General features: G+C 67.7%; 25 protein-coding genes and 1 pseudogene. 9 read left to right on the forward strand and 17 right to left on the reverse strand.

What is annotated here, in order from left to right; translation table 11 throughout:
• Window positions 1-22: 22 nt before the first annotated feature.
• Entirely contained in the window at window positions 23-562 is a 540-nt protein-coding gene (locus ITJ61_RS20485; RefSeq protein WP_194686566.1) for an ABATE domain-containing protein, read from the forward strand.
• A 42-nt stretch (window positions 563-604) separates the two neighbouring features.
• Here ITJ61_RS20485 and ITJ61_RS14800 read toward each other — a convergent pair whose 3' ends face one another.
• Window positions 605-1,264, reverse strand: coding sequence for a TetR-like C-terminal domain-containing protein (locus tag ITJ61_RS14800; RefSeq protein ID WP_194686567.1), 660 nt, complete (start codon window positions 1,262-1,264; stop codon window positions 605-607).
• Between the two features lie 61 nt (window positions 1,265-1,325).
• Here ITJ61_RS14800 and ITJ61_RS14805 point away from each other — a divergent pair, with 61 nt between their 5' ends.
• The gene (locus ITJ61_RS14805; RefSeq protein ID WP_228496684.1) at window positions 1,326-2,753 is read left to right on the forward strand and encodes an MFS transporter; all 1,428 of its coding nucleotides are present in this window, start codon (window positions 1,326-1,328) and stop codon (window positions 2,751-2,753) included.
• Between the two features lie 27 nt (window positions 2,754-2,780).
• Here the strand turns inward: ITJ61_RS14805 and ITJ61_RS20385 are convergent, their stop codons facing one another.
• The 3 genes from ITJ61_RS20385 to ITJ61_RS14820 are packed head-to-tail and all read right to left on the reverse strand — an operon-like array spanning window position 2,781 to window position 7,017.
• Entirely contained in the window at window positions 2,781-3,608 is an 828-nt protein-coding gene (locus ITJ61_RS20385) for a PRD domain-containing protein (protein ID WP_104239894.1), read from the reverse strand.
• Window positions 3,609-3,644: 36 nt separating this feature from the next.
• Window positions 3,645-5,099 (reverse strand): family 1 glycosylhydrolase, encoded by a 1,455-nt coding sequence (locus ITJ61_RS14815; RefSeq protein ID WP_104239893.1) that lies wholly within the window; start codon window positions 5,097-5,099, stop codon window positions 3,645-3,647.
• Entirely contained in the window at window positions 5,086-7,017 is a 1,932-nt protein-coding gene (locus ITJ61_RS14820; protein ID WP_194686569.1) for a glucose PTS transporter subunit IIA, read from the reverse strand. The genes ITJ61_RS14815 and ITJ61_RS14820 overlap by 14 nt, the downstream gene beginning before the upstream one ends.
• 262 nt (window positions 7,018-7,279) lie before the next feature.
• On the opposite strand from ITJ61_RS14820, the gene ITJ61_RS14825 reads away from it, so the two are divergent.
• Window positions 7,280-8,467, forward strand: a complete 1,188-nt coding sequence (locus tag ITJ61_RS14825) for an MFS transporter (protein ID WP_194686570.1) — start codon at window positions 7,280-7,282, stop codon at window positions 8,465-8,467.
• Between the two features lie 36 nt (window positions 8,468-8,503).
• Here ITJ61_RS14825 and ITJ61_RS14830 read toward each other — a convergent pair whose 3' ends face one another.
• A complete protein-coding gene (locus ITJ61_RS14830) occupies window positions 8,504-9,307 on the reverse strand; it encodes an alpha/beta fold hydrolase (protein ID WP_104307345.1) in 804 nt (267 codons plus the stop codon).
• Complete coding sequence (locus ITJ61_RS14835) at window positions 9,295-9,921, reverse strand: TetR/AcrR family transcriptional regulator (protein WP_219820217.1); 627 nt, start codon at window positions 9,919-9,921, stop codon at window positions 9,295-9,297. The genes ITJ61_RS14830 and ITJ61_RS14835 overlap by 13 nt, the downstream gene beginning before the upstream one ends.
• A 153-nt stretch (window positions 9,922-10,074) precedes the next feature.
• Between ITJ61_RS14835 and ITJ61_RS14840 the strand changes: the two genes are divergently transcribed.
• Genes ITJ61_RS14840 through ITJ61_RS14850 form a run of 3 tightly spaced genes read left to right on the forward strand, consistent with a single transcriptional unit; the run spans window position 10,075 to window position 12,856 of the window.
• Window positions 10,075-11,067 (forward strand): alpha/beta fold hydrolase, encoded by a 993-nt coding sequence (locus ITJ61_RS14840; RefSeq protein ID WP_228496685.1) that lies wholly within the window; start codon window positions 10,075-10,077, stop codon window positions 11,065-11,067.
• Entirely contained in the window at window positions 11,064-12,074 is a 1,011-nt protein-coding gene (locus ITJ61_RS14845; protein ID WP_228496686.1) for an ankyrin repeat domain-containing protein, read from the forward strand. Before ITJ61_RS14840 ends, ITJ61_RS14845 begins: the two co-directional genes overlap by 4 nt.
• Window positions 12,071-12,856: an NAD(P)H-binding protein gene (locus tag ITJ61_RS14850; RefSeq protein ID WP_194686572.1), complete on the forward strand. Its 786-nt coding sequence runs from the start codon at window positions 12,071-12,073 to the stop codon at window positions 12,854-12,856. Before ITJ61_RS14845 ends, ITJ61_RS14850 begins: the two co-directional genes overlap by 4 nt.
• Here the strand turns inward: ITJ61_RS14850 and ITJ61_RS14855 are convergent.
• Window positions 12,845-13,414 carry a helix-turn-helix domain-containing protein gene (locus ITJ61_RS14855; RefSeq protein WP_194686573.1) on the reverse strand — a complete coding sequence of 190 codons (570 nt, stop codon included), beginning with the start codon at window positions 13,412-13,414 and terminating at the stop codon, window positions 12,845-12,847. The two genes, ITJ61_RS14850 and ITJ61_RS14855, sit on opposite strands and share 12 nt — an antisense overlap.
• Window positions 13,415-13,461: 47 nt before the next feature.
• Here ITJ61_RS14855 and ITJ61_RS14860 point away from each other — a divergent pair, with 47 nt between their 5' ends.
• Window positions 13,462-14,271, forward strand: coding sequence for a class I SAM-dependent methyltransferase (locus ITJ61_RS14860; RefSeq protein ID WP_194686574.1), 810 nt, complete (start codon window positions 13,462-13,464; stop codon window positions 14,269-14,271).
• A 33-nt stretch (window positions 14,272-14,304) separates the two neighbouring features.
• Here the strand turns inward: ITJ61_RS14860 and ITJ61_RS14865 are convergent, their stop codons facing one another.
• Together ITJ61_RS14865 and ITJ61_RS14870 are read right to left on the reverse strand one after the other, a co-directional pair.
• Window positions 14,305-15,468, reverse strand: coding sequence for an acyl-CoA desaturase (locus tag ITJ61_RS14865; protein WP_194686575.1), 1,164 nt, complete (start codon window positions 15,466-15,468; stop codon window positions 14,305-14,307).
• Window positions 15,469-15,523: 55 nt separating this feature from the next.
• The gene (locus ITJ61_RS14870) at window positions 15,524-15,856 is read right to left on the reverse strand and encodes a winged helix-turn-helix transcriptional regulator (RefSeq protein WP_104332513.1); all 333 of its coding nucleotides are present in this window, start codon (window positions 15,854-15,856) and stop codon (window positions 15,524-15,526) included.
• Between the two features lie 64 nt (window positions 15,857-15,920).
• Here ITJ61_RS14870 and ITJ61_RS14875 point away from each other — a divergent pair, with 64 nt between their 5' ends.
• Window positions 15,921-16,757, forward strand: a complete 837-nt coding sequence (locus tag ITJ61_RS14875) for an SDR family oxidoreductase (RefSeq protein WP_194686576.1) — start codon at window positions 15,921-15,923, stop codon at window positions 16,755-16,757.
• A gap of 97 nt (window positions 16,758-16,854) precedes the next feature.
• On the opposite strand, the gene ITJ61_RS14880 is transcribed toward ITJ61_RS14875, so the two are convergent.
• From ITJ61_RS14880 to ITJ61_RS14920, 8 genes and pseudogenes are all read right to left on the reverse strand, one after another.
• Window positions 16,855-17,406, reverse strand: a complete 552-nt coding sequence (locus tag ITJ61_RS14880) for a GNAT family N-acetyltransferase (RefSeq protein ID WP_194686577.1) — start codon at window positions 17,404-17,406, stop codon at window positions 16,855-16,857.
• 125 nt (window positions 17,407-17,531) lie between these two features.
• A pseudogene (locus ITJ61_RS14885) lies at window positions 17,532-18,509 on the reverse strand (Abi family protein).
• A gap of 144 nt (window positions 18,510-18,653) precedes the next feature.
• The gene (locus ITJ61_RS14895; protein WP_104341722.1) at window positions 18,654-19,157 is read right to left on the reverse strand and encodes a hypothetical protein; all 504 of its coding nucleotides are present in this window, start codon (window positions 19,155-19,157) and stop codon (window positions 18,654-18,656) included.
• Window positions 19,158-19,242: 85 nt separating this feature from the next.
• Window positions 19,243-19,782 (reverse strand): HAAS signaling domain-containing protein, encoded by a 540-nt coding sequence (locus ITJ61_RS14900; RefSeq protein WP_194686579.1) that lies wholly within the window; start codon window positions 19,780-19,782, stop codon window positions 19,243-19,245.
• Window positions 19,779-20,171: a PadR family transcriptional regulator gene (locus tag ITJ61_RS14905; RefSeq protein WP_104239880.1), complete on the reverse strand. Its 393-nt coding sequence runs from the start codon at window positions 20,169-20,171 to the stop codon at window positions 19,779-19,781. The genes ITJ61_RS14900 and ITJ61_RS14905 overlap by 4 nt, the downstream gene beginning before the upstream one ends.
• Window positions 20,172-20,266: 95 nt before the next feature.
• Window positions 20,267-20,905, reverse strand: coding sequence for an ABC-2 transporter permease (locus tag ITJ61_RS14910; RefSeq protein ID WP_181059478.1), 639 nt, complete (start codon window positions 20,903-20,905; stop codon window positions 20,267-20,269).
• Entirely contained in the window at window positions 20,902-21,750 is an 849-nt protein-coding gene (locus ITJ61_RS14915; RefSeq protein WP_194686580.1) for an ABC transporter ATP-binding protein, read from the reverse strand. Before ITJ61_RS14915 ends, ITJ61_RS14910 begins: the two co-directional genes overlap by 4 nt.
• Complete coding sequence (locus ITJ61_RS14920) at window positions 21,743-22,090, reverse strand: GntR family transcriptional regulator (protein WP_228496687.1); 348 nt, start codon at window positions 22,088-22,090, stop codon at window positions 21,743-21,745. The genes ITJ61_RS14915 and ITJ61_RS14920 overlap by 8 nt, the downstream gene beginning before the upstream one ends.
• A 184-nt stretch (window positions 22,091-22,274) precedes the next feature.
• Between ITJ61_RS14920 and ITJ61_RS14925 the strand changes: the two genes are divergently transcribed.
• Window positions 22,275-23,186 (forward strand): MerR family DNA-binding transcriptional regulator, encoded by a 912-nt coding sequence (locus ITJ61_RS14925; protein ID WP_194686581.1) that lies wholly within the window; start codon window positions 22,275-22,277, stop codon window positions 23,184-23,186.
• Window positions 23,187-23,206 lie beyond the last annotated feature (20 nt).

Genomic DNA, 23,206 nt, shown 5'->3' on the forward strand with positions numbered 1-23,206 from the left:
GTTCACACGTTACACTTGTCGAGTGGCCGACAAGACAGCATTCAGGACAGATGGTGGAGCGGCGTGGCTCAATCTCCTCGCCACTCGGGGGCAGACATTCGGTGCGCATCCCATCGAGCGCCTTCGCGCCCCTGAAGACCTCCAGCGGTGGCTCACGCTGATGGGCCTGCGACCCCGAGAGGCGCCCAGTGGAGGCGACCTGAAGGAGGCGGTGCGGCTCCGCGAGACCCTTCGTGGGCTGGCGATGGCAGCCGTGGAGCCCTCGTCACCCAGGGAGCTGAGCATGGATGCGCTCCTCGAGTTCTCCACGAAGGGGAATCCGGCTCTAGCCGGGGCACCGCTCGGCGATGTCGCGTCCGCGCTGTCAGCGCTCGCCATCCAGGCGACCCTCACGTTGCGTGGGCCCGACCGAGCGCTCCTCCGCCAGTGCGACGAGGTCGACTGCCGCTGGGTCTTTCTGGATTCATCCGGCCGCAGGCGGTGGTGCCCGGCGGCTGCGTGTGCATCCCGCGGACGTGTGCGCGCGCACCGCGCGGCGGCGGCAGCATCGTCCGTTTCTTGAGCACGGTGTTCAGCACGGCGTTCGAGGCGGCGCTCGACTCGGCTAGCTTGGCGGCCGGTCCTGTTCCGAATGGTGCCGTTCTCGCCAGGAGGGGTCGGCGATACCGGTCAGGACGCTGAGCACCGTGCGCTCGGCGAGCTTCGCGTCGATCGGCTGGTGGCCGAAGAACGCTCGGTAGTAGAGCGGTGCCGCGAGGAGGTCGAGGGTGAGCTCCATGTCGAGTCCCGCCCGCAGATCTCCTCGCTCGATGGCGTGCTCGAGGACTGTCCTGGTCGTCGCGCGGCGAGCCTCGAAGTACTCGCGGAGGAACAGCTCGCGGAGCTCCGGGTCGGCCTCCAGGTCGGCGAGGAGTCCCGGGAGTGCGCGGGTGATGGGGGAGTTGCCGAACCCGTCGGCGATGTTCGAGATGCCGCTGACGAGGTCGCAGTGCACGCAGCCGGTGTCAGGCGTCGGCGTCGTTCCGAGCACCGAGATGAGCGTGTGCACGACGATGCCGGGCAGGCTCTTCCAGCGCCGTCGAAGCGCGGGCTTGCTCGTCCCGGCGGACGCCGCGACGTTCTCCATCGTGAGCGAGCGGTACTGGCCGGTCTCGAGGAGGCCGATGACCGCCTCGGTCGCCCTGGCGTCGATCGTCGCGTCGCGGGGGCGGCCGTGCGGCAGTGATCGGGTCCGGGGTGCGGCGTGCGGCTCTGGTTGCGGCATTGCCTCACCGTACCCTACATTCATTACGTTCCGGTGTGGAATGTAATGAATGGGAGTGCGCATGCAGCAGGATGAATCGCGTTCGACGGCGGAGGCGACGACACCCTCAGTGGTCGAGGCCGGAGGTGTCTTCTCGCCCCGTCTGCGCGGGTCCACGATCGGGATCCTCGTGAGCGTCGGGGCGGTGGCCTTCGAATCGCTTGGGGTCGCGACCGTCCTCCCGACCGTCGCCGAGGAGCTGGGAGGCCTGCGCGGATACGGCTGGGGGCTCTCGGCGCTCATGCTCGCCAGCATCGTCGGCACCGTCGTCGCCGGGAGCGACATCGACCGGAGGGGGCCCGCCCGGGCAGTGGTGGTCGGAAGCCTGGTCTTCGCGTTCGGCTGCCTGCTCGCTGGCCTCGCCCCCGGGTGGGGAGTGTTCGTGGCCGCGCGAGCGCTCCAGGGGTTCGGGGTCGGAGCGATCATGGCGTACGCCTACAGCCTGGTCGGCCTCGCGTATCCGCCTCGGCTCCAGGCCGTCATGTTCGCGTTCCTGTCGTCTGCGTGGACGATCCCGTCGCTCCTGGGCCCGGTCTTCGCCGGGGTGCTCACGACGGTGCTCGACTGGCGCGTCGCGTTCTGGACCATCGCGCCGATCACGATCCTCCTCCTCCCGCTCGTCTTGCCGGGTGCACGCCGGGTCTCGGCAAGCCCGAGGGTGCGGAGTGGCCGGTTGTTCTCCGCGCCCGTCTGGTTCTCGGTGCTCCTGGCGGTCGGGACGGGGGCCGTGCTCTTCGGCCTCGAGGTGGATGCGCTCCCGCTGATGCTCGCGCTGCTTGTCGTGGGCCTGGTGGCCGCGGCCATCGGCTTGCGCAGCACCCTGCCCGTGGGATCATTCCGTGCGCGCCGCGGTGCGCCGGCCGGGGTCGTCGTGCGCTTCATCCTGTGCGGCGTGTATTTCGGGTCGGAGGCGTTCCTGCCCCTCGGGCTCACGAGCATCCACGGCCTCGACGTCACGATCGCAGGGCTGGGCCTCGCGGCCGGCGCGCTCGCCTGGACGGCCGGGTCGTTCGTGCAGGCGCGGATCGACGCAGCCCGGCCCGGACAGCGCGCTCGCTCGACGAGGGTCGGGATGCTCGTCCTGGTGGGTGGCCAGCTGCTCATGGGGGCGGCTGTCGCGCTTCCGGCGGTCTGGCCGGGCTGGGCCGTCGTCGGCTGGGGCATCGCGGGAATCGGGATGGGGATCGCGTTCAACGCGTCGACGGCGGCGACCGTGTCGGCCACGCCGACCTCGGCCGCGGGGAGCATCAGCGCGAGCCTGCAGCTCGCGCAGACCCTCGCGACGGCGGTCATCGCCGGCCTCGGTGGGGCGGCCGTCGCACGGCTCGGCGCCACGACGCCCGCGTTCCTCGCGGTCTTCGGGTCCACCGCCGCACTCGCCCTGGTCGGTGTGTGGGTCGCGGGTCGCCTCCGGGGTCAGGCGGCCGAAGCCGGGGACCGACGCCGGTAGGAGGGATGGGGCGCCGCGTTCATCTCCCTACTCCGGCGAGGCGCGCGCGATGTGCACTGCGAGGAAGGCCACTTCCTCGTCGGGAAGCTCCACGCCGTGCGTCTCGCGGATGAACGTGCGCACGCGTTCCGCGGTCGCGATCGCACGAGGGGCGCGCTCGCTGAGGTTCCGGAACAGGAAGTCGTCGCCGCCCAGCAGCTGGCCCGCGAAGAATCGCTCCGCGAAGAACTGCAGGTGCGTGAGGAACCGCGAGGCGTGGAGGTCCTTCCTGGAGACCCGGACGGCGGAGGTCATCGTCACGATGCTCGTGACCTTCGCGACCAGGTCGACGACGCGCATCGAGTCGACGCCGAGCTTGCCCGTGTCGGCGTTGACGAGGTGGAAGGCGACGTTGGCTGCCTCCTCCTCGCCGAGCCGCACGCCGAGGCGTCGTTCGACGTCGTCGAGGGCGCGGACGCTCACGGCGTGGTGGTCCGGGTAGACGGTGCGCACCTCCCACGCGAGCCGGTTCGTGAGGGCGATGCCCTTCCGGTAGCGCTCCACCGCGAAGTGGAGGTGGTCGGTGAGGGTGAGGTACACGTGCGGGTCGAGGGTGAGTCCCGCTCGACCCGCATCCGCGACGATCTCGCGGGTCAGCTCGACGTACTCTGCCGGGATCTGCGCGAGCAGCTCGACGAGGTTCCGGTGATCCGAGTCAGGGAGGGAGATGAACTCCTGGTCCGTGATCGTCGCCGAAACCTCGTCGCCCGGCTTCTGGCCGTACCCGATGCCCTTGCCCAGCAGGACCCGCTCGACGCCGCGGTCGTCGACGACGAGCACCACACTGGAATTGAGGACCTTCTTGATGGCGGGCACGGTGGTCTCCTTTGACGCCGCTGGGAGGGGAGGGGGTTAGCTGAGGTCTGCGCCGTTGGACTCGATGACCTGGCGGTACCAGTGGAACGAGTCCTTGCGTCGGCGCTCCAGTGTGCCATTCCCGAGGTCGTCGAGGTCGACGTGGATGAACCCGTACCGCTTGCTCATCTGCGACGTCGACGAGCTGACGAGGTCGATGGGCCCCCAGCTGGTGTAGCCGAGCAGGTCGACGCCCTCGTCCACGGCCTGGATCATCTGCTCGAAGTGCGCTCGGAAGTACTCGACGCGGTAGTCGTCGCGGATCCGTCCGTCCTCGTCGACCGTGTCGCGCATCCCGAGCCCGTTCTCCACGATGAAGAGGGGCTTGCGGTAGCGGTCGTACAGGTCGAGGAGGGAGATGCGCAGCCCGATCGGGTCGATCTGCCAGCCCCACTCGGACGAGCCGAGGTAGGGGTTCTTGACGCCGAGGACCGTGTTGCCCGGCGTGCGCTCGGCGTCGGGGTCGACGGATTCGGTCATCGACATGTAATAGCTGAACGACACGAAGTCGGCCGTGTGCTCGCGCAGGAGCTCCACGTCGCCGTCCTCGAACGGCACGGTGACGCCCATCTCCTCGAGCTGGCGGAGCACGATCGGCGAGTACGACCCGCCGGCCTGCACGTCCGAGCACATGTAGAGGAGGCGTTCCTTCGCGCGCGTCGCGGCGACGTCGTTCGGGTGGCAGGTGCGCGGGTAGGTCGTGAGCATGGTGATCATGCAGCCCATCTGCGCGTCCGGGTGCAGCTCTCGCAGCATGCGGGTGACGGATGCGCCTGCGATGAACTGGTGGTGCAGGGCCGTGTAGCAGGCCTGCGTGATCGAGGTCCCCGTGACGGTCTCCTCGATGATGCCGCCCGAGGTGAACGGGTGGCGTTCCATGCCATCGATCTCGTTGAACGAGATCCACCGCTTCACGATGTGCCCGAACCGTTCGAAGCAGGTGCGGGCGAAACGCTCGAAGAGGCCGATCGTGGCCCGGTCGAGCCAGCCGTTGCGGGTGACCGCGAGCTCGAGGGGCGCGTCGAAGTGCGACAGCGTCACGAGGGGCTGGATGCCGTGGCTCTGCATCTCCTCGAACAGGTCGAGGTAGTAGGCGATGCCGTCCTCGTTGGGCTCGAGCTCCTCGCCGGTCGGGTAGAGCCGCGACCAGAGGATCGACACCCGCAGCACGCTGAAGCCCATCTCGGCGAACAGGGCGAGGTCTTCCTTGTAGCGGTGCACGAAGTCGATGGCGCGCCGCTTCGGGAAGTACGTGGGGTCCGGGTCGCGCTTGGCCTCGGCGATGCTCTCGAGGGTGACGGCGTGCAGCGCGGCGAAGTCGTCGTTGTTGGCGTTCGGGTGGCGGCGGAGCACGTCGGTGACGACCCAGCCTCGGCCATCCTCGCCCCAGCCGCCTTCGGCTTGGTTCGCGGCGATTGCGCCGCCCCAGAGGAAGTGATCAGACAGTGCCATGTGCGGTCTCCTTGATGTTGGTGAGTGAGATGAGGGATGCGCCCCGGTTGACGTGCTGGCCGGTGTCGAACTGCGCGTCGCCCCCGGCCGTGTTGACGACGACGATGGGGGTGATCGTGTCGAGGCCGGCCGCGGCGATGGCGTCGAGGTCCGCGTCGATGACGGGCTGGCCCGCCTCGACCCGGTCGCCCTGCGCGACGTGCGTCGTGAAGGGGGCGCCTTCGAGGACGACGGTGTCCATGCCGACGTGCACGAGCACCTCGACGCCGTCGTCAGTGCGGATGCCGATCGCGTGCTGCGAGTCGAGGAGGGACGTGACGGTGCCCGACACGGGGGCGACGACGCGTCCATCCGCGGGGCGAATCGCGACGCCGTCACCGAGCACACCCGTCGAGAAGACCCCGTCGCCGAGCGAGGCGAGTTCGACGACCTCGCCCTGCATGGGGGAGACGATCGTGAGCGCGCGAGGCTGTGCCGAGACCGCTGCGGCATCCGCCCCCGCGTCCGCCCCCGCGTTCGCGTGCCCGTCGGTCTTGCCGAGCACGCGCAGGGTGCCGGAGTCGGAGTCCTTCCAGAGCACGACGCCGACGATGAACGACACGGCCGCGCCGATCACGAGGCCGATGAGGGCGTGGATGAGGTTCCACGGGTCGAGGGCGTCGATGAACATGGAGAAGCTCGCGAGGCCGGGGCTGACGATCGCGAAGGTGTCGACGAGCGTGATGCCGAGGTACGCGCCCGAGGTGATGGCGCCGGCGAGCACCGCGATGAGTGCGCGTCGGTTCTGGAGGGTGACGCCGTAGAGGGCCGGCTCGGTGACGCCGAACAGCGCCGAGAAGCCTGCGGAGACGGCCGTGGCGCGGAGCACCTGGTTGCGGGTGCGGACAGCGACGGCGAAGCTCGCGCCGGCTTCGGCGATGTTGTGCGCGAGGGAGGCGGTCAGGTAGAAGCTCTCCTTGCCGTACGTGGCCATCGTCGTGATCGTCGGCGGCAGGAGCGGCTTGTGCATGCCGACCGAGATGAGGAACGGCAGGATGGCGGCGAGGAGCGCGACGGCGATCCACCCGAAGGTGTTGTGGAAGTTGAAGAGCAGGCCTGCGAAGAGGTCGCCGATCTCGAAGCCGAACGGACCGATGAGGAACACCGTGGCGGGCGCGACCACGAGGTAGCACATGAGGGGCACGTAGAAGGTGCGGATGGGCGGCCACGAGAACTTCGTGAAGAAGCGCTCTGCACCCCAGAGGAGCAGCACGGCGAGGATCGCGGGGAACACCTGCGCGTTGTAGTTGACGACGGGCACGGGGATCCCGAAGAGCGCCGCGCCGCCATCCTGGGTCACGAGGCTCGTGAACCCGGGGAAGAGGAGCAGCGCGACGGAGCCGAGGGCCACCGGCCGGTTCACGTCGAGCTTCTTCGCGGTGGTGTAGGCGACAAGCAGCGGCAGGAACGCGAACACGGCGTCGGGGACGGCGGCGATGAGCGCGTACGAGTCGCTCTCCCGGTCGATCCAGCCGAGCGCGGCCGCGAGGACGAGGAGCGACTTGAAGATTCCCGCGCCGGCGATGGCAGGGATGATGGGCACGAAGACGCTGACGACGAAGTCCAGCACCTTGGAGCCGACCCGCTTCACGGTCCACGGGGTCCGGGGCTTCTCGGCCGCGGCGGCGGTCGGCGACCCGGAGCGGAGCTTCTCGACCGCTCGGTAGTACTCGAGAACTCGTCCTCCCACGATGACCTGCGTCTGGGGTCCGCGGACCACGCCGAGCACGCCGGGGATGGACTTGAGTGCCGCCTCGTCGACGGGGCTGTCGTCGCTGAGGGTAAACCTCAGGCGGGTCGAGCAGTGCTGCAGGGCAGACACATTGCTGCTCCCGCCGACGTGCTCGAGGATCTCTGCCGCCTCTGAGCTGATGTTCATGTTGTGCTCCTCCATTGGAACTCGGGGGACAGCTTCCGGGCAACAAAAAAGGACCCGACCGTAGCTCTGTAGAGCAACAATCGGATCCTGCCTGCATGACCAGTCACATGTCCGTTGCATGAACTTACACGGATCCTGGGGCGGTGTCCACCGGCGGTTCGGAGGTACACTCGGGCTCAGCAGGGTGTGCGCGTGGCACCCGCGCGCCAGGTGACCTTCGGGGCCTTCGCGATCCGATCGGTGAGCGACATCTGGAGTCCCCTTGACGAAAATCCGCCCCAGGGAGCGTGCGCTGGCTGCGTTCGCGGCCATCGCCTTCGGCTTCGTGATCGCCGGCGCCAACAGCATCAACCCGCTGCTGCCCATGCTCCGGGTCGAGGTGCCCCTGACCCCGCTCGGTGTGTCGCTGACGTTCGTGGTCTACGTGTCAGCAGCGGTTGCCACCCTCCTGGTCGTCGGCTTCTCCCGGCTGCGAGTGACACCCGGTTCGGCCGTGGTCGCGGCCCTGCTCATCGCGGCGCTCGCGAACCTGCTCCTCGCGTCCTCGAACGAGGTGCAGCTGCTCGTCGGGCGGGCGGCGACCGGGGTCGCGGTCGGGCTCGCGACGGGCGGTGCGGCCGGTCTGGTGGTGGATGCGCTCAAAGGGCGTGGGCGGGGACTGGCCGCGACGGGGAACCTCGTCGGCGCTGTCGTCGGCACCGCGATCGCCCAGGGGGTTGCGGCGCTCGAGACCATCGCCGGGGCGATGTCCATGTACGTCGCTGGCGCCGCGATAGCGCTCCTGCTCGCACTGGCCCTTGTCCTGTTGCTTCCCCGGAGCTTGCCACGGGCTGCGCGCAAGCGTGGAGTCGCGGCTCCGACCTCCCGTCGGCTGACGCGCGGCGACGTCCGGACGATCGCGCGCGCCGCGGTGGTCTGGACGGGGCTCAGCGCTGGCGTCGTCTACGCGCCGACGGTGTTCTCCGATGCCGCGATGCCGCTGGCGCAATTCGGCGGCAGCGTCACCATGCTGGTTGCTGCGGCCGTCGCTCAGCTCGCGAGCGTGCCGCTCGGTCGGCTGCTCCCCGCAGCCAGCGGTCACCTCGCGTTCGCCGTCGGCTGTGCGCTCGCGGTCACGTCGGTGCTGCTCTCGAACAACCCGCTCGCGTTGCTCGCGATGGCGCTGCTCGGTGCGGGAGGGGCTGTGGCCTACCGGACGTCGCTGGTGCATCTGACGCGCGGAGCGGCCGCGAGCCAGCAGAGCTCGCTCGCGTCGAAGTTCGCCGTCGCCACCTACGCCGCATCCGCGTCGACGGTGCTGGCGATCGGAGTCCTCGGGAGCGTGGTGCGGACCGAGGTCGTACTCGCGGTGTTCGCGACGCTGCTGAGCGTCGCGGCCTTCTGCATGCATCTGGGCGCGCCCCGGTTCAGGGACCTCGCCGAGGGACCCACCGGCAACGGAGCGCTCTGAGTCCTGGCGACGTCGGCTGCCGCGCGCCCGGTGTGTTCAGCGCTCGCTGGCGACGACGAGGGAGCGGATCGCGCTGACGAAGGCGGCGGGTGCTTCGATCGGGAGGAGGTGTCCGCTTCCGACGACGGGGTGCAGGCTGACGCGGCTGAAGTGATCGTCGAGCCGGTCGGCCCACTCGATCGGGAACAGGGGATCCTCCGTCGGCCAGAGCATGACGGTCGGGGTCTCGATCGGTGGCAGTTCGCCCGCGTACCCGCGATTCGCGAGGTACCACTGGATGCTCGCGGCGAACGCTCCCGGCCGGGAGTAGGCCGCGATGAGCTCCTCGCGCTGCGGGTGACGCTGGGGTGCGGCGGCTCCGCTCCAGGTGCGCCAGAGGTAGTCGAGGTAGCTGGCGACCGCGTCGGGTCTGCCATCGATCAGCTCGGCAGCGATCGGCTCGCGTTGGAAGTGCTGGTACCAGAATGTCGGTGCGAGGGACGGCGCCGTCGCGCGGTCGCCGATGCCCGGATACGCGGGGGTGAGGACGGCCCCGTCGAACCGCGACGGGTCGAGGCGAAGCGCTGCCTGAGCGATTCGGCTGCCGATGTCGTAGCCGGCGATGATGGTGCGGCCGCCGCTGGCAGGGTCCGCAAGTCCATCGAGGAGACGGCGGGCGTGCGCTTCCGCAGTGGCCTCAGCGAGCGGGAGCTCGCCCGCGAACGCGGCTCCGAATCCGCGGAGGTCGGGCACGATCGTCGTCGCAGGCTGGAGGGCGTCTCGCACCGCGTCGTAGTCCGACGGGAGTCCCGGCCACCCATGGACGAGGATCACCCGGTCGTCGGCGCTCAGCTCCGACATCCGCTGTCCTTCTTCGTCGCCAGTCCGATCAGCTGGGCGTACGTCGCGATCGCCTCGGCCTCCGTGATCGCCCCCTTGAGGGTCGAGGCCGACAGGGACTCGCCCGCGCCGACAAGGGCGATGCAGAGGCGGTGGAGTTCCGGGTCGGGCATGCGGACGTGCGGCCGAAGGATCGCCTCGAACATCTGCACGCCCGTCTCCTCGAGCTCGCGGTAGATGCTGGCACGTTCTTCGTTGCCCGTCATCGCAGCCCCGACGGCGAAGAACTCGCTGCTGGCATCCGTCGCGCACCGGATGTACGTCTCGGAGAGGGCGTCGATCGTGGGCTCGTGGGCGAGACCGTCCTGGGCCATCCCCTCTTGGAACGCCCGCTTCCGCTCCGCGTCGATCCACCGGTACAGGGCCGTCAGCAGCGACGAGCGCGACTCAAAGTGATCGTAGACGACGGGCTTCGACACGCCCCCGTGCTGGGCGAGGGTGCCCAGCGTCAGGGCGTCCACCCCGTCCTGCCGCACGATGGCCAGCGCCTTCTCCAGCAGGTCCTGGTGGCGAGCATCCCAGGGGAGGCGACGCTTCCGTGGTTCTTCGGGGGGCGGTGTTGCTTGGGCCGTCATTAAGCTACCTTCAGTAGGTTACTGTTGCTACAGAAAGTAGCTTATCGAGTCGAAGGCACCGATGGGGCGTTTCTGCGCCCAACCGCTTCGGCTCGGCCACGCAAGAGAGAAGGAGGACCACCGTTGAACCGAGGAGAAGGAAACAGGCCGCCGTTGCGCGAGCGGCAGATCGACGTGAACGGCCACCCGTTCCGAGTGCTCGATCAAGGAGATGGGCCCACTGTCCTGTTCGCCCACGGGTTCCCTGACGTGGGGGAGACCTGGCTCGGTCAGATGGCCGGAGTCGCTGAGGCGGGATACAGGGCTGTGGCTCTCGACATGCGAGGGTTCGGAGCCAGCTACTCCCCAAGCAGCGTCGAGCTCTACAGCGCTCTCCACACGGTGGGGGACCTCGTCGGGGTTCTGGACGCGCTGGAGATCTCCGAGGCCGTGCTCGTCGGCCACGACTGGGGTGCGGACGTGGCGCAGCGCGCGATGGTGCTCCGTCCAGACCTGTTCCGCGGACTTGTCAGCTTGAGCATCCCGTTTCTGCCCCGCGGGGAAGCGAGCCTGTGGAGCCAGCTGAAGAAGGACGGCTTGGGCGACAGCTACTACGCGTTCGAGATGATGAAGCCTGACGGGCATCTCGCCTTCGAGCCCGCGGCTGCATCCATTCCGAGTGCGCTGTACTGGCTTTCTGGAAGCCCCGCCGTCGGGGAAGGGTGGGATCCCGTCGACTCCTCCCGAGGCATGCTCCGACCTGCGCCAGTCGGCGTCCCCGCTTGGGCCGACCCCACGTATGTCTCGCGCTCCATCGCCGCCTTCCAAGGGAGCGGCTTCGCGACGGGTCTGAACTACTACCGCGCATCCGACATCACCTTCGAGCAGATGTCGGCGTTCAAGGGGGTGCCGATCCGGCAGCCCGCGCTGTACATATGGGGCGCTGAAGATGGCCTCTGCCAGCTCTTCCACCCCGAACCGCCGACCGTCGAGCAGTTGCGCGTATCCGCCCCTGGGCTGGTAGACGTCGTCCGTCTCGAAGGGGTCGGGCACTGGCCGCAGCACGAAGCGGCCGAACGGGTGACGGCGGAGATCTTGGCATTCCTTGCCGGTATCGAATGGCAATGCACCAGTGACATGGGTGCTGAAAGTGAGAGCGAACGATGATGAACCTCGACCAAGCTGTCCGAGCGGAAGACCTGTCCAGGGTCGCTGACCTTCTTCGCACGGGAACAGACGCCAGCCAGCCCCTGCCAGACGGCCTCACGCCCCTGATGGTCGCCGCCGCTTTCGGGAACGCGCAACTCGTCGACCTGCTGCTGACCGCAGGAGCCGACCCGCTGACAGTGGAACGTCACATGGGGGCCACAGCTCTGCACAAGGCAGCGCAGGGCGGCAACGGCGATGTGGTGTCGCTGCTCCTCGATCACGGCGCGTTCATCGATCAGCAGTCACCGTCTCTCGGCAACACCGCGCTCATGGACGCTGTCCTGCAGAAGCAGCCGGAAGCCGTCCAGGTTCTCCTGAACCGAGGAGCTCGAACCGACGTGATGAACCACTGGCACCAGACGGCAGTCCAGCTCGCCCGCGAGGATGGCTTGGGTACCATCGAAGCGCTCATCCTGGACCATGACAGTGCCAACGAGCGGCATGTGGCTTCCCTTGCGCTGTTCGCCGCCGCGAGCGCGGGGGATCTCTCCGCGGTGGAGCAGCTCATCGCAGGCGGCGCCGCGCTCGACGAGCGCCACCCGATCGTCGGTGGCTTCGACGACGACTACACGCCGTTGGGTGTGGCCGCTCGCGAAGGTCACGTCGATGTCGCAGATCGTCTCCTCGATGCCGGCGCAGACCCGCGCCTCACGATCGGCCTGATGAAGGGCACCGCGGTTCACGATGCCGCCTACTTCGGACATGCCGACGTGCTCCGCTGCCTGCTTGCGCCACGCCAGACAGGCCTGTCGGCAGACCTTGACGCCCAGGGGTTGTACAACGGCCTCACTGCGCTGCACGACGCGGTCTGGCACGGCCACGTCGACTCGGCTCGGGTGCTCCTCGAGGCGGGGGCCTCACTGGTGCTGCGAACACACGCAGGGCTCACGCCGAAGGATCTCGCCCGTCTCTACGGATACGAGGAGCTCGTGAACCTGCTGGCAGCAGAAGAGGTTCGCCGATGAAAGGGAGCATCATCATTTCGAAGCCCATCCACTCAGCTCCCACTTCTGCGGATGAGCAGTCGAGCTCAGCGCCGAAGCGGGCGGTGCCTCCTCGCGTCTTCATCTTCGGCATCTCAGGCAGGGTCGGTCGGCTGCTCGCGGCCCGCCTCCAAGGTCAGGGCGTGCCCGTTTCCGGTCTCGTTCGGACGCGGCGGCAGGCCGCAGCGCTCGAGCGGGCCGAGGTGTCGCCGCTGCTCGGGGACCTCGGAGCCTCCACCGCAGACGAGCTCGGGGCGATGATCCGGGACTGCGATGTCGTCGTGTACGCCGCTGGCTCGAATGCTGGCCCCCAGCGCGTGACGGACGACATCGACCTCGCCGCTCTCGGTCGCGTGGCGGAGGCGGTCGAGCGCGTCCGAGGGGTGCGGCTCATTCTGCTCTCCGTGCTTCCCGAAGCGTGGCGTGAACGAGCGCTGAGCGACGACGAGGAACACTACTTCGCGGTCAAGAAGCGGGCAGAGGTGAGCCTGACCCGACAGGATGTCGATTGGGTGATCCTCCGCCCATCGCTCTTGACGGATGACGCTGGAACCGGGGAGGTCTCCCTCGGGCCCGCAGAGGAGCACGGCGAGATACCCCGCGAGGATGTGGCCGCTGTCCTCGAGGCGCTGGTGCTCGAGCCGTCCGTCAGTCGGCAGATCCTGGAGTTGAACGAGGGGCAGACGCCGGTCGCCGAGGCTGTTCGCGGGTTCGCGCGCGAGCTCTGGGGTCGGGAGCCCCGAGCTCTGGACTCACCGAGGTAGGTGGGCGTGGTCGCCGTCGCTCGTGAGGATCGTGAGGATCTCGACCGGGCCTGGCCCGTGTGCGCCGAAAGCGTGGGGGATCATCGTCGAGAACTCGGCGGCGCTTCCCGCTTCGACCAGTATGAGTCGATCGCCCAGTCGAAGTTCGGCGGTGCCCGATAGCACGGTGAACCAGTCCCGTCCCGGGTGGACGCCAGCTTCTTCCGTCGGCGGCGCCGGCGTCGTGATGCGCATCTTCGCGACGGTGAGTCCGTTCGGGGCGCGGTTGCTGGCCAGCGTCCAGAGGGTCGTGCCGCGTTGCTCATCACGGCGTGGGCGGATCACCACGTCGGCGTCATCGGCCGGCTCGATGAGCTGATCGAGGCTGGTGTCGAGAGCTCGAGCGATCGGGATGAGCTGATCGAGTGCGATGCGTCGACCACCCGTCTCGATGCGGCTGAGGTTCGAGGGGCTGAGGAAGCTGCGTTCGGCCAGCGTGTCAAGAGACCACCCGCGCGACCGTCGGAGGGCTCTGATGCGCTGCCGGACGAGGCGGTCAACGTCAGTTTCTTGCGTCATAGACAAGAGTGTATGCGCTTGACGCAGGTTCGATCTACGTTGGAGACATGCCTCACACCGCGAGTACCCACGCTCACCACGACCAGCTGTCTCGCCTTCTGGACCTCGACGCGATCATCCATCGGTCTGTCACCGAGCGAGCAGTGCGGGCCCTCGCCCGTCATGCACGCAAGGCAGACGTCGCCACTGTCCTCGATATCGGCGCCGGGACCGGGGCGGGGCTCTTCGCCCTCGCCGCAGAATACGAAGGTGCAGAGCTCGTCGCGATCGATCTCGACGAACGGATGCTCGATGACATCCGCGGGCGTGCAGACCGGCAGGGGCTCGGGGGTCGAATCACCAGCATCCGCGCCGATATGGGCGACCGGCTCTTCGATGCCGGAGTCGCTGACGTGATCTGGTCGTCCAACGCGCTGCATGAAGCGCCGGATCCGGCGCTGGCCTTGTCGAACATGTTCCGCAGCCTCCGCCGCGGAGGCGTGCTCGCGATCGTCGAAATGGTTGCTCCGCCGCTCGTGCTCCCCAGTGAGCACGCGTCGTTGGAGACGGCTCTCCGCCTCGCGGCCGGAGCAGACCGCAACGCCCCAGACTGGGCGACGGACATCACCGCGGCCGGCTTCGAGCTCCTCGAGACCCGCCTGCTCACGAGCGGCCAGCGTCACGCCGCTGACGGGCCAGGGGGCGAATACGCGGCGCTCGAACTCCGGCGACTCGCACAGCACGCGCAGTCCGAACTCAGCGACGAGTCGGCGCGGTCCATCCGAGAGATCGTCGCCGACCTGTCGGGTGAGCATCGACTCATCGAGCGCGTGCATGTTCGCGGCGCACGAGCCCTCTGGATCGCCCGCCGCCCCTGAGGCGCGGCCCGATCGTAGCTCTGGCCTTTGCGCCTAGCGGCGCCGGAAGTCGCCGGCGACGGGGCAGTCGAACGGGTCGCGAGCCTGCAGCCCCACCCGGTTGAGGTACTCGATGACGATGCGGTACGACTCCAGGAGCGAGGTCTCCGCATACGGCACGTCCTGCTCTTCGCAGTAGGACCGCACGATCTCGCGAGCGCGGGCGAGGTGCGGCCTCGGCATGCTCGGGAAGAGGTGGTGCTCGATCTGGTAGTTGAGTCCGCCCATGAGCGCACTGGCCCACCAGCCGCCCCGCACGTTGCGCGAGGTGAGGACCTGCCTGCTGAAGAAGTCGAGCTTCACGTCGGCGGGGATGAGCGGCATGCCCTTGTGGTTGGGCGCGAACGACGCCCCCATGTAGACCCCGAACACGGCCATCTGCACGGCGACGAAGGCGAACGCCATGCCGAGCGGGAGCATCCAGAAGATCGCGCCGAGGTAGATCGCGAAGCGGACCGCGATCATCGTCAGCTCCACCCACCGACCCGTGATCTTCTCCCTGGCGAAGAGCGACTTGATGGACCGGAAGTGGAGGTTGTAGCCCTCGAAGGTCAGCAGCGGGAAGAAGAGGTACCCCTGCTTGCGGGTGATCAGTGCCAGCAGACCCCGTTGCTCGCTCGCCGACTCCTCCGTGAAGGAGATCGTGTCGAAGTCGATGTCGGGGTCCTTCCCCTTCTTGTTGGGGTTGGCGTGATGACGCGTGTGCTTCGTCATCCACCAGCTGTAGCTCATCCCGACGATGCCGGCCGCGAGGAAACGACCGAGCCGGTCGTTCGCCCTGCCCGAGGTCAGAACCTGGCGGTGGGAGGCTTCGTGAGCGAGGAACGCGAACTGCGTGAAGATGACCCCGAGTGCCGCCGCGATGAGCAGCTGGAACCAGCTGTCCCCGAGCAGGATGAACCCAGTGATCGCGGCGGCGAGTGCGACGAGAAGGCCTGCTGCGAGAGCGCCGTAGAACCCGAGCGTGCGATCGAGGAGCCCCTCTCCACGGATCGCCTTCGAGACTGCGCCATAGCTCTGCGTGATCCGGGGAGTCTTCTCTCCCTTGGTCGTCCGGCGAACCGCGCCGTAGCTGCTTGGGGTGAGTTTTGACTCGGGCGACTGCACGGCCGGCTCCTTGCTCGGTCGGCACGAGGCATCATGCGAACCTCGTGACATGGCTAGCAATTCCGAGCAAGGATCTTAGTAGAACGGTGACGGCGGAGCTAACCGGTCACTCCGCGTTGGCGACTTCAGGCACGGACAGGGCCCACGCGTTCATGGCGTCGAGGACCGTCCGCAGCTGCTCACCGACCTCGGTCAGCTCGTAGACGACCCTCGGCGGGATCTCCGGGTAGGACGTCCGTGTGACAAGCCCGTTGGCCTCGAAGCGCCGCAGTCGGTTCGTGAGCGTGTGCGCACTGATGCCGGGGAGGCGGTCTTTGATCTCGGTGAATCGGAGGGGGCCGTGGAGCAGTTCCCGCACGATCAAGGTGGCCCATGGCCCCTCGAGAAGTACGAGGAATCGGGCGACACCGCACTCGGGGAGATCGTCGCATCTTGACATGAGTTTGAGCATATCCCTTTAGTGCAGTTGACGTAACCGATGCATCCTGTGCACTAATGGACGTATGACCTACTTGATTCATGGCGCCACTGGTGCCCAGGGCGCCCCCGTCATCGCAGCCCTCGCCCAGGCCGACCTCGATGTCACTGCCGCGGTTCGCACACCGAGCTCCTATGTCGGCCCGGGAACGGCGGTTGCCGTCGACTTCACCGACGCCGCCTCGCTGGCCGACGCGTATCGCAGAGTTCAGGGGATCTTCGTCCACCTGCCGATTGGATCGCCTGCCGACCAGCTGTCCGCAGCGAACGCGGTCGCCGACGCCGCCGAGGCGTCGACTCCGGCCCGAGTCGTGGTCTCCACGAGCGGGTACACGCTGGAGGACCCGGAGAGCGCGCTCGCCGTGCTGGTGCGCAGGCTCGAGGAAGCCGAGATCTCGACCGCCATCGTGCAGCCCCGCCTCTACCTCGAGAACCTCCTGCTGCCGTTCGTCGTCGAGTCGGTGCAGGAGCGTGGCATTCTCAGCTACCCCATCCGTGCGGACTACGCGGTCTCCTGGAGCTCCCACCTCGACGTCGCTGACGTCGTCGTCGGACTGCTGCAGGACGACGCGATCACCGGAATCGTCGGCGTCGGCGCCCTCCCCGGTCTCCTCGGCGACGATCTCGCGCAGAGTTTCGCAGCGCACCTTGGTCGTCCGGTCAGGTTCGACAGTCGTGATCCGGATGCGTTCGGAGAGGACCTCGCGCGTGTCATCGGTCCCGGTGCTGCGCCCGTCGTCGACTCCTACAAGTGGCGAGCCACGCAGCCCCACGAGGTCATCGACGAGGCGACGAGTGCGCAGAGGCGGCTCGGCATCACGCCTCGCTCCGTCACAGAGTGGCTGGGGCAGCTGGGCGTCTAGTCCAGGCGTCGCCTCCAGGTCGGGCGGCTGGCCCAGCGTATCCGTCGCTGAGGCCAGCCGCCCCAGGTCCTTCTCGGTCAGCGCTTCTTCGGCATGACTAAGACAGGGGCTTTGTGTGTCGGAGTTCGACGAGCGCGCGTGCGCTGCCCTCATCCGCGATCTTGCTGGCGCCGTCCGCATGCCAGCCCTGTCGCTCGTAGAAGCCGATTGCCCGCTCGTTGCCCGTCAGCACCCACACGTAGGCGTCCGAGTGGCCGGCCGTGCGGAGTTCTTGTTCGGCGCGACGGATGAGCGAAGCGCCGACCCCAGTCGACCAGTGGTCTGGATGCACGTACAGGCCACCGAGCTCCCCTCGGTGCCCATCGTCGGGGTCTCTCCCAGGCCCGAACGCGGCCCAGCCGACGATGCGTTCCCCGTCCTCGGCGACGAGCAGCCGATGCGGGCGCACGGCGTCGAGGTCCGTCGCATCGCCGCGCAGGGAGGCGGCGATCCACCGTGTCCAGCCGGCGGTGCGCTGCTCGACGCTCAGGGCGGCCAGCACCTCCGAGGGGATGAGGCCCGCGTAGGCCGCTCGCCACGAGTCGACGTGCACGATGGCGACTGCCCGCGCATCAGCTTCGGTCGCCCAACGCAGAGTGCCGCCTGTCATGCGATCACGCTATCGCTGATCGGGTCACCGGTTCCGAGGGGACGCTCTGCGAGCGTGCTCGGCGAGATAGGTGTGGCCCACCCAGGAAATCCTGCGCAAACGACCCACTGCGGACGGCGCGCTTCTCAGGCCCTCCAGACGCCGACATCGCGCCAATCGCCGGGAAACCCCATCTCACTGACATCCCGCCCGGGCAGCGCCGCGAACCCGCGCTCGACTTCCGACGCGACCTTGAGTGCCCAATTCGAGTCGGGCGCGGAAGCTGTCAAGATCTGCGCGATGACCGCGAGCGCTCCGTAGAGATCTTCGCTCTGTCCAGGAGGAAGGCTCTCCAACTCTTCGATGGTCCTCATCGCCCCTGTCGCAGCCGGGACGAGGGAGCGGTTCCAAAGGCGTCCATGATGGGCAGAGATATTGCGGACGACCGTCAGCTGCTCGAGCCACCGGGCGAACGGATGATGCTTGACGGCTTTGCCGCGTTGCCTGTGCGACAACCGGTCAAGTCGGAGACGTATACCCATGCCTTCAGCCACATCGAACTGGTCTGTTGCGCGCATTCCGTCGTAGAGCATCGATACGTCCGAGAAGTCGAGGACGTCGACGAGCACCCAGATCGGAATCACCCCAGCGTGATTCTGCATGTGATGGTTGATGAACATCGATCTGCGGGCCGCCCGCTTCACCCGTTCGTGCGTCTTGTCGACCCACGACGAGTGGTTGAAGGCATCCCGAAACAGGGACTTGTCCTCGTAGGACAAAGGGCCGTAGCGCCCGAGGACGTAGCTGACCTGACTGCGGAGCGCTACTTAGACCCGCTCGAGCCCGACGTGTACAAGAGAGCGAAGTTTGCGGTCAAGCTCGTACAGTGCCGCAACCTCTGAGAACTTGGTCCCCGGTTGGAACTGATCGGATCGTGAGGGCGCGCCCTCAGCGGTTGTCTCGAATCGACGCGACGTGTACCAGTACCCGCTCAACCGGTAGTAGTTGATCGACTTCAGCCACTGCTCGGGGTTGCCGTCGAGCTCCATGCCCCGGCTCTCGAGGAGCTGAGCCTGCTCTCCGATCGTGAGGTACTTCTTCGGTGAAGGTGACACTCTCGGCATCCTCTCGGACAAAAAAATCCAGCCCACACCGGTGGACCGGGCGGGCTGAACGATTGCCCCTAACTTAGCAGGGTTCGGCAGGGAGGCGTTAGCGCCCAGATGCGCGAGACCCGTGGGGTCCGAATCGTCTCGATGGTGGGATGCTCAGCGCAGCACTCCGCAGGCGGTGACCACGCGAAGCAGGACCTGTCCTTCGGTTCCAGCTGGGTAGCTCAGGAGGTACGACCCGGTCTCGTCTTCGATCAAGGTGTGCGAGCCAGTCGCAGGCCATGTGGAGCCGTCGGCATACTCGACCGTCTCACTCGCGGTGCCCGTGGAGGTCACGGCGTCGCCATACTCCTCTTGGAGTTTCGTGACGGTGTTCACGAGGTCGGTGGACGAGAACGTCGTCGCCCACACCCAACGACCGATTCTGGGTTCCTCGCCGGCGCAGGCTGAGACGTTGGGATCGGCTTCGATGAGCCCCGTTGCTTCCGGGAACTCCGCGACCATCCCCTCGGCCACCTCCCGCGATGCGTCGCGTACCTCGTTGAGGGAGAGCTTGAACTTCGGCGGCTCCGGTTCCGTGGGCGCAGTGGGCGAGCATCCAACGAGTGCTGCGAGCACGAGGGGGACGAGCAGCACTGGAGTGAATCGACGGAGGCGCATACCGGCATTCTCCTCCAGAGTTCGGGTCATCGGTCACCGGCAGAGCTGTCGAGCTGGGCCAGATCGGGCCGGGTGTGCGTCGGATCTAGTGCTGGCCGGGCAGTGCCCAGCGGCGGCGGAGGTAGTCGGCGACGAAGATGTTGCCGAGGAGCGGCAGCACAGCGAAGATGATCACGCCGACGACCCACGCTTCTGTCCCGCGGAACGCGAAGATGCCGATGGTCGAGACGGTGATCACGGCGACAGACGCGAGGATGCCGTTCCTGCGCACTCGCGACGACCAGTGCTGGCTCGCGCCGATCATGATGAGTCCGGCCACCCAGCCGAGCACTGGCACCAGGTACCAGCCGGCGATGAGGACGATGGACATGATGATCGGGTACGCGCGGCTCGGCCCGGTCCCTTCGGGCGAGGGCGTCTCCGCCATGGCGTCGGCTGCGATCGTGCTCGGTGCCCCGAGCTCTCGGATGCGGACTCGAGTCTCGTCGGCATCGAGGCCGCGGAGCGTGTCCGCGATGTCGTTGAGCACCTCGTCCCGGACCTGGGGCGCCCCATCGCGAAGTGCTGCTTGGAGCTCCTTCAGGTAGCTGCCTGCGATTTCGTTCTGCGATTCGAAAGGCTTCATCGGTCTCCTGCTTCCGTCTGGTCGCGTGAGCGGATGCTGTCGCTCGCGGTCGTGGTGGTGGTCGTTCGTGATTGCGTGACTTCCTCCACGGCGGAGGCGAACGGCGCCCACTGGGACCTGAACTGCTCCAACTCGGCGTGTCCCTGACTGGTGATGGCGTAGTACTTCCGGGGTCGCGCCGAATCGGAGTCGTCGGCGTGCGCGGCGATCAGCTCGCGCTCGCGCAGTCGAGTCATCAACGGGTAGAGCGTTCCGATGCTGCCGATGAGCCCGAGGGAGACCAGTCGTTCTGAGATCAGCCACCCGTACATGGGCCCCTGTTGGAGGAGTCCGAGGACGCAGTACTCGACGACGCCCTTGCGGAGTTGCGCACCGACTGAGGTTGTCATGCATTGCACTTTACTTTGTAATGCAAGGTATTGCAATGCATGCTGTTCGATGCGGGTCGCCAGGAATACGGGAGTGGCGGAGTGCGGGAATGCGGTCAGCGCAGCTCGCGCGCCCGGTAGAAGCGTGCAGCGAGACCGGTGCCCACGGTGATGCCGATGATGCCGATGGCGGCGCACGCCGCGACGATGCCCTCGAGGGGCAGGGCCGAGAACGTGTCGTCGCCGAGGACGCCGGTGGCCTGGCCCACCCAGGCTCCGCCCGCGATGACGATCACCGGGGCGTAGACCATGAAGCGTCCACGGGTGTAGCCGACGCGGAAGAGCACGGGGAGCTGCACGCCGACCGCCAGGCCGATGATCGCGAACGCCGCCGCGTAGTTCACGAGAAGCAGCTCTGGTGCGAGCTCGCGGTTGCGCACCCACGCCATGACGAACGTCACTGCTGTCGCGACGGCCACCGCGGCGAGGCCGTAGAGGAGCACCGAGATCGCGCGCCCGACGACAACTGCGCCCCGCGAGATCGGGAGCACTCCGTAGAGCGTGTCGAGTCGATCGCGTTCATCTCCCAGGAAAGGGGCGGACAGGATCAGGGATGTGACGAGGGCGGATGCGGCGATGGCCATCCCCGGTAGCGGGAGCACGATGCCGACCAGGGCGATGAACGCGAGCAGCAGCAGCGTCTGCTTCTTGACGGCCCAGGACATCAGGTCGAAGCGAGTGAATGCGAGCGTCATGCCGTTGCCTCCTCGTGTGCGGCGGCCAGGTGGATGATGATGTCGTCGATGGTCGCCTCGTCGATCACGACCTCGGGCCCGTACTGGGGGGAGTCGTCGACGCGGATGAGTGCGGACCATCCCTGGCCCGTGTGCTGGGGGCCGAGTGCGCTCGCGGGCACGGTGCCCGTGCCGCGCGCGATGGCGTAGCTCTCCTTGACGTCGGGGAGTGGGCCTCGGCGCGCGATGTGCCCGCCCACGAGCACGATGAGGTCATCGGCGAGCTCGTCGAGGTCGGTCGTGATGTGCGTGGAGAACAGCACCGCGTGCTGCGGATCGACCATGAACTCGCGGATCACGTCGGTGATCTCCCGGCGCGATGCCGGATCGAGTCCGCTCGAGGGCTCGTCGAGGATGAGGAGCTCCGGCTGCTGCGCGAGGGCGCAGGAGAGCGCGAGCTTCACGCCCTGGCCGCGGGAGAGCTCACCGACTCGCCGCTTCTCGGGGATGCTGAACCGGTCGAGCAGCCGCGCGAAGCGGGCGTGGTCCCACCTCGGGTAGAACGGGGCGAGCCTCCGGCCGAGCGACGTCACGCGCCAGTCCTCGGCGGCTGTCGGCCGGTCGAGGACGATGCCCGTCTTCGCGAGGGCCGTGCTCGCTCCAGCTGGGCCGCCGAAGACCTCGATGCGTCCCGCGTCGGGGGTGATCAGGCCAAGCAGGGAGCGGATGATCGTGGTCTTCCCGGCGCCATTCGGGCCGACGAGTCCAACCACGGAACCGCGCGGGATGCTGAATGAGATGTCCTTGACCGTGAAGTCGGGTCGAGTGATGCGCAGGTCTGAGATCTGCGCTGCGTCGTCAGTCATTGTTCCTCCAAGCCTCATCAAGGCGTCGGTGCATTTCGTCGATGTCGATGTGGGCGCTTCGAGCCGCGATGAGCAGCTCGTGCAGTGCGGCGGCGACTCGCTCCTCCAGGGCTCCGGAGGCGATCGTGGGGTCGACCTCCAGCACGACGAATCCGCGGCCGTGCTCGTTGCGGACCAGGCCCTCGTGGACGAGGTCGTTGTACGCGCGAGTCACGGTGATGACACTCACTCGGAGGTCTGCCGCCAACTGGCGCAATGAAGGCAACGTCTCGCCTGCCGCGGCATCTCCGGACAGGATCGCGGACCGTACCTGCGTCTTGATCTGTTCGTAGATGGGCAACGAGGCGCTCGTTGAAATCAGTACTTTCCGCATGCGAACTCCACTGTACATAAACACCATAACACCAGAACAGTTCTCATTCTAGACCCCGCCGTCTCCGGCTCGGATCGACTGCGAACTTGTACCTTCCGCAGCGTCATGTGGTGCAGTGGATGCATCCAGCCACCCCCGAGGAAGGCCCCACATGCTGTCGTCGTTCATCCCGCCCCGCCAGGTCACGATCGGCGGAGCCGCCGAATTCGTCGGGACCACGCCCCGCGCGATTCGCCACTACCACCAGCTGGGGCTGATCCCGGAGCCGGCGCGGGGGAGCGACGACCGCCGCCGCTACGGCTACGACGAGATGATCCAGCTGCTGTGGATCCGTCGGATGGCCGACGCCGGTATCGCCCTCGACGACATCCGCGATGCCTTCGCGGACGCGGACGTGGCCGACTCAGCCGACACCGGCGGCGATGTCGCGCGCATCCTCGAGCGGCTGGAGGAGTCCCTCGTCGCGCGGCAGGCCGAACTCGAGCGGCAGCGGACGGCGGTGCAGCGCATGCGCGCGCAGGGCAGCAGGTTGGGTTTGCTCTCCGATGTCGTGAGCGACCGCCTGGCAGAGCTGCCAGAGGGGGCCCTGCGACAGGACGACCTGGACACCCTCCTCGTGACCGAGCGGATCTTCGGCGCACTCGGTGCTTCCGTCCAGGCATCCCGGTTCATCGCCCTGGCCACCCACCCGGAGCTGCGGGAGGAGGCCGACCGCATCGACGCCGCCGAGGAGGCGCTGGACGATACCGTCGCCGTCGACGACCCCCGCGTGGCTGAGGTGGCCGCTGAACGGGCCGCCTTCGAGGCCACCCTCAACGGGGTCATCGAGAGCTCCGGCCTCGCGCAGGCCGACAACGACCGCTTCGACGCCTGGGAGGAATCACATCCTGCTCCTGCCGATGACCACGAGGGCGCGGAGGACGCCGCCGAAGATGCCGAAGACGCCCGTGCGGCGCGCGGAACGAGCCTCGCCGAGGCCGTCCAGATGATGCCGTACGACTTCTCCCCAGCGCGCTGGCGGAGCATGGAACTCGCCCAGGAACTGGCGCTCGAGCTCTACTGACCCACCACGACGCGAGTCAG

This window comes from Pseudoclavibacter sp. VKM Ac-2888 (genome assembly GCF_015351285.1).
Classification (GTDB): domain Bacteria; phylum Actinomycetota; class Actinomycetes; order Actinomycetales; family Microbacteriaceae; genus Pseudoclavibacter.